Raw genomic sequence first — 10108 nt, forward strand, 5'->3', positions numbered from 1 at the left:
GTCAGCCCTTCGCCTTCTTGCCCGGCTTGTCGCCGAAGATCAGCCGGTGCGTGGCCGCCTTCACGTCCGCCTGCCGCATCAGGCTCTCGCCGACGAGCACCACGTCGAGGCCGTGCTTGGCCAGGCGTGCCACGTCGGCATGGTCGGAGATGCCGCTCTCGGCCACCGCGATGCGGTCCTCGGGGATGCCGGGGCCGAGGCGGAAGGCGGTCTCGAACGAGACCTCGAAGGTCTTGAGGTTGCGGTTGTTGATGCCGATGAGCGCGGTGCCCAGGGGTATGGCGCGGGCGAGTTCGGCCTCGTCGTGCACCTCCACCAGCACGTCCATGCCGAGGTCGTGGGCCGTCTCGACCAGGGCCGCGGCCTCGTCGTCGTCCAGGCAGGCCATGATCGCCAGGATGCAGTCCGCCCCCCAGGCGCGGGCCTCGTAGACCTGGTACGGCTCGAACAGGAAATCCTTCCGGATCACCGGCAGGGTGCAGGCCCCGCGCGCCTGGGTCAGGTATTCGGGCCGGCCCTGGAAGGATGGCTCGTCGGTCAGCACCGAGAGGCAGGTGGCGCCACCCGCCTCGTAAGCGGCGGCCAGCGCCGCCGGGTTGAAATCGGCCCGGATCAGGCCCTTGGAGGGCGAGGCCTTCTTCACCTCGGCGATCAGGGCGGAGCGCCCCTGGCCGACATGGGCGCGGATCGCCGCGGAAAAGCCACGCACGGGACCGGCCTCGGCTGCCCGCGTCTCCAGCTTCGAGAGGGGCACGCGCAGCTTCGCCTCGGCGATCTCGCGGCGCTTGTAGGCCTCGATGCGCGCGAGCACGCTCGGGCGCTCGGCCAAAGCTGCGTCGGCGACGGACTCGGTCGTGATGCCGGAGGACATCGGCTCTCCTATCCGTTCGAGACCGCGACGAGACGCGCGAGGGTGGCCCGCGCGGCGCCCGAATCGATCGCATCCTGCGCCCGCGCGACGCCTTCGGCGAGGGTGCCGGCCGCGCCTGCGACCACGAGGGCCGCACCCGCATTGAGAACCGCGATGTCCCGGTAGGCGTTGCGTTCCCCGTCCAGAACCGTACCGAGGGCGCGGGCGTTGTGCGCGGGATCGCCGCCGCGCAGGCTCTCCGGGTCGTACAGGGGCAGGCCGACCTCCCGCGGGTCGATGGAGAACTCCGAGACCCGGCCGTCGTCCAAGGCCACCACCGCGGTGGGGCCGGTGACGGTGATCTCGTCGAGCCCGTCCGAGCCGTGCACCGACCAGACCCTGCGGCTGCCGAGTTCGGCGAGCACCCGCGTCAGCGGCTCCGCCCAGGTGGCCTGCGAGACGCCCAGCACCTGGTAGGCGACGCCGGCCGGGTTCGAGAGGGGGCCGAGGAGGTTGAAGATGGTGCGCACTGGCAGTTCCGAGCGCACGCCGGCCACGTGTCGCATCGCCCCGTGGTGGGTCTGGGCGAACATGAAGCACAGGCCGGCCTGCGCGAGGCAGCGGCTCAACCCTGCCGGGTCGAGGCCGAGCCGGACGCCCAGCGCCGCCAGCACGTCGGCCGCCCCCGAGCGGGAGGTGGCGGCCCGGTTGCCGTGCTTGGCCACCGGCACGCCGCAGGCGGCGGTGACGAGGGCGGCCAGCGTCGAGACGTTGTAGCTGCCCGAATGGTCGCCGCCGGTGCCGACCACGTCGACGGCGCCGGGCGGGGCCTCCACCCGCACCATGCGCGCGCGCATCGCCTCGACGGCGCCGACGATTTCTTCGCGACTCTCGCCGCGGACCTTCAGGGCGATGAGGAAGGCGCCGGCCTGGACCGGGGTGACCTCGCCCGAGAGCAGGTCGTCGAAGGCGGCGCGGGCCTCGGCCCGGTCGAGGCTCTGCCCGGCGGCCACCTTGGCGAGATGGGGCTTGAAGGAATCCATTCGCTCAAGGGCGGCGGAGTGTCGGGGCTATCGCGTCAATGCACGCCGGGGCAGCGCTTGTCACGCGCCGCGTTCCAGGTCCGCGCGATGCCGAGGAAGTTGCGCAGGATCTGCGTGCCGTGCTGCGAGAGGATGCTCTCCGGGTGGAACTGCACCCCGTGCACGGGCAACGCGGTGTGCTCCAGGCCCATGATCAGGCCGTCGGCCTCCGCCGTCACGCTCAGGCTGTCCGGGCACCGGGCGCGATCCACCACGAGGGAGTGGTAGCGCGTGGCCTCGAAGGCGTCGTTGAGGCCGCGGAACACGCCCGAGGCCCCGTGCCGGATGGTCGAGACCTTGCCGTGCATCGGCGCGGGCGCCCGCACCACCTCGCCCCCGAAAGCCTGCCCGATCGCCTGGAGCCCCAGGCAGACACCGAAGATCGGGATCTCGCCGCTCAGGTCGCGCACCGCGTCGAGGCAGATTCCGGCCTCGTTCGGTGTGCACGGGCCGGGCGAGAGCACCAGGGCGTCCGGCCCCCTGTTCCGGATGTCCGCCACCGTGACCTGGTCGTTGCGCACCACGTCGATTGATCCGCAGAGGGGGCCGATCAGGTGGACGAGGTTCCAGGTGAAGGAATCGTAGTTGTCGATGACGAGGACGTTGGGCATCGCTTCCATCCCGCACGGGCGGGAGCGGTGTGGCCGCTCGCGCGAGGCCGGTCAACCGAAAGGCGATGCCGGCCCCTACTGCCCGCGCTTGGCCTGGGAGGCGAAGCGCACCGCGTCCTCGGCGGCGCGGAACAGGGCGCGCGCCTTGTTGACGCATTCCTGCTGCTCGGAGGCCGGGTCGGAATCGTAGACGATGCCGGCGCCCGCCTGCACGTGCATGCGGCCGTCCTTCACGATGGCCGTGCGCAGGACGATGCAGGTGTCCATCTCGCCGCGCGCGCCGAAATAGCCGATGCAGCCGCCGTAGGGCCCGCGCTTCTCGCGCTCCAACGCGTCGATGATCTCCATCGCCCGCACCTTCGGCGCGCCCGAGACGGTGCCGGCGGGAAAGCCCGCGGCCAGGGCGTCGAGGGTGTCGTGGCGCGGATCGAGTTCGCCCTCGACGTTCGAGACGATGTGCATCACCTGGCTGTAGTATTCGAGGAAGAACGAACCCGTCACCGTGACGCTGCCCAGGCGCGCCACCCGGCCCACGTCGTTGCGGCCGAGGTCGAGCAGCATCAGGTGCTCGGAGCGCTCCTTCGGATCGGCCAGAAGCTCCTCGGCCAGCGCCTTGTCCTCGGCCGGCGTGGCGCCGCGCCGCCGCGTGCCGGCGATCGGGCGGATCGTCACCGTGCCGTCGCGCACCCGAACCAGGATCTCGGGGCTGGAGCAGACCACCTGGAACTCCTCGAAATCGAGGTAGCACAGGAACGGGGCCGGGTTGGTGCGCCGGAGCGACCGGTAGAGGGCGAAGGCCGGCAGCGTGAAAGGTGCCTCGAAGCGCTGCGAGAGCACCACCTGGAACACGTCGCCGGCGACGATGTACTCCTTGGCCCGCGCCACCATCGCGAGATAGTCGTCGGGCAGGGTGTTCGAGACGGGCTCGGGATGGGCCACCTCCGACAGGTCGATGCGCGCCTCGATCGGCAGCGGGCCTTCGAGGGCCTCCGCGATCCGGTCGAGCCGGCCCAGAGCCGCCTCGTAGGCGGCCCGCGCGCCGGTGCTTGGCGTGGGCCGCACCGGGCAGACCACGGTGATGAGGTCGCGCACCGAATCGAACACCACCATCACCCGCGGACGGACCAGCACGGCGTCGGGCACGCCCAAGGGGTCGGGGTTGGGCTCGGCCAGGCGCTCCATGGCGCGGACCATGTCGTAGCCGAGATAGCCGAACAGGCCGGCGGCCATCGGCGGAAGCTCGGCGCCGCCGTCCTCACAGATGGCGCTCTCCGCGATCAGGGCCCGCAGGCTGGAGAGCGGCGCCCGGTCGTCCGGGGAGAACCGGGTCAGGTCGGTGCCGCGGGCGATGGCCGGGGCCCCGTCGCGGCAGCGCCAGATCAGGTCCGGGTCGAGGCCGATCATCGAGTAGCGCCCGCGCACTACCCCGCCTTCGACGGATTCGAGCAGGAAGGCCGGCCCCGGATGGCAGGCCCGCAGCTTCAGGAAGGCGGCGACGGGCGTCTCCAGGTCCGCGACCAGCGTCAGGTCGAGGAGGACGGGGCGCCCCGCCTCGTAGGAGGCCGCGAACGCGGCGAAGTCGGACGCCTCGGACATGCCGGTCTCAGTACTCGCCGCCGAGGGCGCGCCGCAGGGCGGCCTGGTTGATGCTGACGCCGGCGTTCTTCTGTACCTCGGAGATGTATTCGCCGAGCACGTCGTCGGCCAGCGCCGTGCGGAAGTTGCCCTCGATCGTCTTGTCGGTCGGGCTGCCCGGCACGTAGGCCGGCATGGTCGCGGCCGTGACCTTGAACACGGCCCGGCCCTCGCCGGCCGAGGCCGAGCCGGCCTTGCCGACCTGGGTCGCGAAGATGCGGTTGACTACGTCCGGCGTCAGGGCCTCCTTGCCCTGGTTGCGCGCCAGGTCCTCCGCGCTCTGCGGGTTCACGCCGATCTCGGTGCCGAGCGCCTCGATCGTCTCGCCCTTGTCCAGGCGCGCGGCCAGGTCCCGGCCCTTGGCCTGGAGGAGGCGGCCAATCTCGGCCGCGGTCCAGCCGGCCTTAACGGCGTCGCGGACCTCGTCCAGGGGCTTGTCGTGGGCGGCGTCGATCCGGGACACGTCGTACCAGACGTAGCCACCGGCCTTCGTCCGGAGCGGCTCGTTGTCGCCGCCGATCTCGGACCAGAACAGGGCCGTCAGCGTCGTGTCCCGGTCGGGGATGGCGGCGACCGCCTGCCCGGACGGGTCCTTGCCCTGCGCGTCGACGGCGGCCACGGCGACGAGGGGCAGGTCGCGCTCCTTGGCGATGTCGGAAAGCGGCTTGGCGCCGGCCCGCTGGTCCTCGATCGCGTCGTGGATCTTGTCGATGCCCTCGCGGGCACGCGCCAGCGCGATCTGCTTGCGGAGTTCGGGCTCGACCTCGGAGAGCGGCTTGACCGTCTCCGGCTCGGTTGCCGTGACGCGCAGCAGCACGGTGCCGAAGCGACCCTTGACGGGCTTGCTCACGCCGTCCCGCGGCAGGGCGAAGGCGGCGTCGGCCACGGCAGGGTCGAACAGTTCGGCCTTGGTCAGGGTGCCGAGGGTCAGGTCCTTGCCGTCGGTGCCGCGCTCTGCGGCGACGGTGTCGAAGGTCTTGGTCCCGTCCTCGATCGCCTTGCGGGCGGCCTCCGCCGCGGCCTCGTCCGGGAACACGATCTGCTGGATGGTGCGGCGCTCCGGGTTGCCGAAGCGGCTCTTCTGCGCCTCGTAGGCCTTGCGGACCTCGTCCTCGCTGACCGCCTCGGGCTTGGCCTGGGCCTCGGGGTCGAGCACCAGGAGGGTGACGCCCCGGTATTCCGGCGCCCGGAAGCCGGCCTTGTTGGCCTCGTACCAGCTCTTCAGGGCGTCCTCGCTCGGCGCGGCGATCTCGCCGGCGCTGGAGGGGGCGAGCAGAAGGTAGGAGGCGGCCCGGCGCTCGGTGGTGTAGCGGTGGACCGCCTCGCGCATGGCCTGCGGCACGTGGAGGTCGGCCGAGACCGCCTCGGCCAGTTGCAGCCGGGCGATCACCGAGCGCTGCTCGCGCACGAACATCGGCTCGTTCAGGCCGGCCCGCTGCAGGGTCTGGTAGAACAGGCTCTGCTCGAACTGGCCTTGCGCGTTCTGGAAGCTCTTCTCCTCGTGGATCGCGCGGATCACGGCGGTATCCGGCACGGCGAGGCCGAGGTCGCGGGTCTTCTGGTCGAGGGACGCCTCGGTGACGAGCTGGGACATCACCTGCCGCTCGATGCCCAACGCCCGCGCCTGGTCCGGGGTGATGGTGCGGCGGAACTGGGTCTGGTAGCGCTGGAGCTGGTTCTGGTAGGCCGTGCGCACGGCCTCGGCGCTGATCTGCGTCTTGCCGACGGTGGCCACGCTGTTGCTCGATCCGCCGCGGAAGAACTCCTCGACGCCGAAGATGCCTACGCCCGCGATCAGCAGGGTGAAGATCACCGTCAGCACGATCTTGCCGAGCCAGTGCTGGCTCGCGTCCCGGATGTTCTGAAGCATGGTCCCGTCGCGTGCCCTGTCCGCTCGCGCGCGGCTCGCGGCTGGCGGATGCGTCGTTCGATGCGGCCCGCGATAGACCATCCGCGCGGGCAGGCAAAGCCGGGTCGCCGTTTGCGCGCCCAAGCTTGCTCTGGTAGGCCCCTGCCGCGGTCGATATTGCGCGGATTGGGTTGCGAGGAACGGTATGGCGAGCGGCGGGCGGCGTCCTCTGGTTGCGGGCAACTGGAAGATGAACGGCACCAGGTCGTCGCTCCAGACGGTGGAGGCGATCCGCGACGGGCTGGCACCCGGTCTCGTCGAGTCCCTCGACGTGCTGATCTGCCCGCCCGCCACCCTGATCGGTTCCTGCGTGGCCGCGGCCTACGGCTCTCCCGTCGCCATCGGTGGCCAGAACCTGCATGCCCGCCCGAGCGGGGCCTTCACCGGCTCGATCTCGGCCGAGATGCTGGCCGATCTCGGCGCCACCTACGTCATCGTCGGCCATTCCGAGCGCCGGGCCTACCACCACGAGACCGACGACGGCGTGCACGCCAAGGCGTTGGGCGCGCGCCGGGCCGGCCTGTGCGGCATCATCTGCGTCGGCGAGACCATCGAGGAGCGCGAGCAGGGCCGGGCGCTCGACATCGTCCGGGCGCAACTCGCCATCGGCCTGCCGAAGGGGGCGACCGCCGCCGACACCGTGATCGCCTACGAGCCGGTCTGGGCGATCGGCTCCGGCCGCACGCCGACGCCGGCCGACATCGCCGAGGTCCACGCCTCCCTGCGCGAGATGCTGGACAAGCTCGCCGGACCGGAGGCCGCCAAGATCCGCATCCTGTACGGCGGCTCGGTGAAGGCCGGCAACGCCCGCGAACTGATGGCGGTCGAGAACGTCGACGGGGCCCTGGTCGGCGGCGCCAGCCTCGTCGCTGGGGATTTTTTGGGGATCTGCGCCGCTTACGCTTGAGGCACAGTCACCGCTCCGCCGGCGCGTCCTCGGCTTGAAGCCCCTTCAGTGGCGCTCCGATCGTGCAGATGGCCCCGGTCACCGGATAGCTGAGGTCGACCTCACCGCCGAAATTTCCGGCGAGACCCCGCCCGATCAGGCGTGAGCCGAACCCCGTACGGGTCGGCGGCGCGACCGCCGGCCCGCCGGTCTCCGACCAGCAGAGCGTCATCCTGGCATCCGCTGCGCACTCGGTGATTTCCCAGGCGATGGAGACGCGGCCGCCGGCCGTCGAGAGCGCGCCGTACTTAGCCGCGTTGGTCGCGAGTTCGTGCAGGATCAGCGCCAGGGACATGGCGGCCTTGGCGCCCACGTTCACGTCCGGGCCGCGCATCGCGAAGCGGTCGGGCCTGTCCTGGTGCGGCTGCAGGGCGCTGTAGATCAGCGTCTTCAGGGGCGTGCTGCCCACGGCGCCCCCGAGGAGCAGGTCGTGGGACTTGCCCAGCGCGATCAGGCGGCCGGCCAGCACGTCCTTGGCCGTCTCCATGTCGGTGGCGTTGCGCATGGTCTGCGTGGCGATGGACTGCACCATCGCCAGGGTGTTCTTCATGCGGTGGCCGAGTTCGAGGTTGAGCACCCTCTGCCGTTCCTCGGCCTCGGCGCGGGCGATCGCGGCGCGGGTCCGGTCCGTGACCGAGCGCAGGAAGGCGATCTCGTCGTCCGTCCAAGCGTGCGGCACCGGCTTCAAGGCATAGAACATCCCGACGAAGCGGCCGTGCTCCAGCATCGGCATGTCGAGCAGGGCGTGGGCGCCGATGGCGGTCCAGGCGTCCGGATCGTGCATCGTGCGCGGATCGCGCATCACGTCGCCGACGACGACCGTCTCGCCGGCCTTGAGATCCTCGATGAACGAGCCGTAGTCGCGGAACCGGTGCATGCCGGCGATGCTGGCATAGCCCGGCGCGGTCCAGTCCCGCGCGATCACGATGGCCTCCCGCTCGGCGTCCACGGTGCCGTAGCCGGCATGGGACAGGCCGAGGGTGCGGCCCATGATCTCGGCCGCGATGGCGGCGATCTCCGTCTGGTCGGCAACGTCCCGCAACCGGTCGCCGAGTTCGGTCATGGCGGCGCGGCGCGCCTCGCCCTGCTTGCGGCGGCTGATGTCGAGGAACAGGGCCGCGAACCGTTGGGCGCCTTCGCTATGGGCCCGCACCTCGAAGGTGCGGTCCAGGGACGGCACCGCGATCTCGAAGGTCTCGGGCACACCGGTATCGACCACGCGGGCGTAGGCGTCGATCAGATCCTGGGCGATGTCCGGGACCGCCTCCCGCATCGTCCTGCCGGCCGTGTCCGCGGGCAGGCCGGACTGGGCGACGAAGGCCGGGTTGGTCTCCAGGAAACGGAAATCCGTCGCCGCGCCGGCCGCGTCGCGCAGGAGTTCGCCGGTGAAGAAGCCCTCCTGCATGCCCGTGAACATCCCGCGATAGCGCGCCTCGCTCGCGCTGATCAGGTGTTCGGCGGATTTCTGGACGGTGATGTCGCGCGAGACGGACAGAAGCCGCGCCGGCCGGCCCTCGTCGTCGCAGATCGGCGTCACCTGCACGTCCCACCAGCGCGGGGTGCCGGCCATGGTGGGCGCCGGACCCTGGAAATGGCCGGTGCCACCGGCCTTGGCCGTCGCGACGGCGGCGAGGGCGTCGGCGTTGCCCTGTCCCTCCCAGAAGTCCGGCCAGGGACAGCCCTCGATGGCGGCGAAGTCGTCCACCTCCATCACCCGCATCCCGCCTTCGCTCATGAAGGTGAGCCTGGCGTCGAGGTCGAGCACCTTGATGCAGTCGGCCGAGGCGGAGAGCACGCTGCGCATGAACTCGGCATCGTCGTGCTGCCTCTGCGCCGCCAGCCGCTGCTCGGTGCGGTCGCGCAGGATCTTGATGAAGCCTTCCGGCTTGCCGGCCTCGTCCCTCAGCGGCATCATCTCGCCGTTGGCCCAGAACCGGGTGCCGTCCTTGCGCCGATGCCAGCGCTCGTCCGTGCCCCGCCCGTGCAGGAGGGCGGCGCCCATCTCCTTCTCGGGGAGGCCGGCCTGCGTATCCTCCTCGGTGAAGAAGACGTGCGCGTGCCGCCCGACGATCTCCGGCTCGTTCCAGCCCAGGATGCGCTCGGCGCCGGGGTTCCAGCTCGTGACGCGGCCGGAGAGGTCCATCGAGATGATGGCGTAGTCGATCGCGCTCTCCAGGATCGCCTTGTTGCGCCGGTCGACCTCGCTGCGGTCCCTCGCGCTGCGCCGCAGCTCGAGCAGTGTCATCACCTGCCGGGCCAGGGTCCGCAGGATGAAGGCCTGCGCCTCCGTGAGCCGGTTCGGCTTGGTGTCGAGGACGCAGAGCGTACCCAGGGCCACGCCCTCGGCGGTCTCCAGCGGCACGCCGGCATAGAATCGGACGTAGGGCTCGCCCGTCACCAGCGGGTTTCCGGCCGTCCGGGCGTCGGCGGTGGTGTCCGGGATCACGAACACGTCGCCCTGCGTGACGGCGTGGGCGCAGATCGACTCGGCGAGCGGCGTCTCGCGCCGGCCGAAGCCGGTCTCGGCCTTGAACCACTGGCGGTCGGAATCGAGCAGGGAGATCAGCGAGACGGGCATGCCGCAGGCTTCGGACGCCACCTTCACGATGGCGTCGAAATCGGCTTCGGCCTCGGTGTCGAGGATGCCGTAGCGCGCCAGAGCCGCCTGCCGGCCGCCGGCGCCCGGCACGCTGCTGGGTGATCGTTCCACGGCGTTCTCACTGCCCGCAACCGCTGCGATCCGCAATGGCGGGCCGGATTGGCTTCCATCGATGTTTAGCGGTCGCGAATCCATGCCGGAACCTGCATCCCGCCGCACCGTCGGCACAAGCGCGCGATGAGCGCTGATGCGCGCGATTATGTGGCATGCCCGTAACACGGATCGGCTTGCGCGCGCATCGGTCCGACCGCCGTGGCGCGTTCTCCAGGATGCGGCCTCGCTCCGGCGCGAAGGTGATGATTCCGGGCAACCGGTTGGCCCGCGGACGCATCTGGTGTATGGCCCCGCGGCATGTGCGGATGGCGGCGCCTGGCGCCCCGCCGCGATGCAGGCCTCCGCCGGACCGTCCGGGCCGG

7 protein-coding genes are annotated in these 10108 nt (G+C 71.2%); 1 reads left to right on the top strand and 6 read right to left on the bottom strand.

Annotated elements, in window-relative coordinates; genetic code table 11:
- Nucleotide 1: 1 nt before the first annotated feature.
- The 5 genes from trpC to COGEMETH_RS01045 form a co-directional block, all read right to left on the bottom strand.
- Nucleotides 2-871: an indole-3-glycerol phosphate synthase TrpC gene (trpC, locus tag COGEMETH_RS01025; RefSeq protein ID WP_238180763.1), complete on the bottom strand. Its 870-nt coding sequence runs from the start codon at nt 869-871 to the stop codon at nt 2-4.
- Between the two features lie 8 nt (nt 872-879).
- Nucleotides 880-1893: an anthranilate phosphoribosyltransferase gene (gene trpD / locus COGEMETH_RS01030; protein ID WP_238180764.1), complete on the bottom strand. Its 1014-nt coding sequence runs from the start codon at nt 1891-1893 to the stop codon at nt 880-882.
- 35 nt (nt 1894-1928) lie between these two features.
- Nucleotides 1929-2543 carry an anthranilate synthase component II gene (locus tag COGEMETH_RS01035; protein ID WP_238180765.1) on the bottom strand — a complete coding sequence of 205 codons (615 nt, stop codon included), beginning with the start codon at nt 2541-2543 and terminating at the stop codon, nt 1929-1931.
- A gap of 75 nt (nt 2544-2618) precedes the next feature.
- Entirely contained in the window at nt 2619-4139 is a 1521-nt protein-coding gene (trpE, locus tag COGEMETH_RS01040; protein ID WP_238180766.1) for an anthranilate synthase component I, read from the bottom strand.
- A gap of 7 nt (nt 4140-4146) precedes the next feature.
- Nucleotides 4147-6048 carry a peptidylprolyl isomerase gene (locus COGEMETH_RS01045; RefSeq protein ID WP_238180767.1) on the bottom strand — a complete coding sequence of 634 codons (1902 nt, stop codon included), beginning with the start codon at nt 6046-6048 and terminating at the stop codon, nt 4147-4149.
- Between the two features lie 184 nt (nt 6049-6232).
- Here COGEMETH_RS01045 and tpiA point away from each other — a divergent pair, with 184 nt between their 5' ends.
- On the top strand, nt 6233-6994 hold the full coding sequence (tpiA, locus tag COGEMETH_RS01050) for a triose-phosphate isomerase (RefSeq protein WP_238180768.1): 762 nt from the start codon (nt 6233-6235) through the stop codon (nt 6992-6994).
- Nucleotides 6995-7001: 7 nt separating this feature from the next.
- Here tpiA and COGEMETH_RS01055 read toward each other — a convergent pair whose 3' ends face one another.
- Nucleotides 7002-9743: a PAS domain-containing protein gene (locus COGEMETH_RS01055; protein WP_238180769.1), complete on the bottom strand. Its 2742-nt coding sequence runs from the start codon at nt 9741-9743 to the stop codon at nt 7002-7004.
- Nucleotides 9744-10108 lie beyond the last annotated feature (365 nt).

The sequence above is a fragment of the Methylobacterium trifolii genome, assembly GCF_022179685.1.
GTDB lineage: Bacteria > Pseudomonadota > Alphaproteobacteria > Rhizobiales > Beijerinckiaceae > Methylobacterium > Methylobacterium trifolii.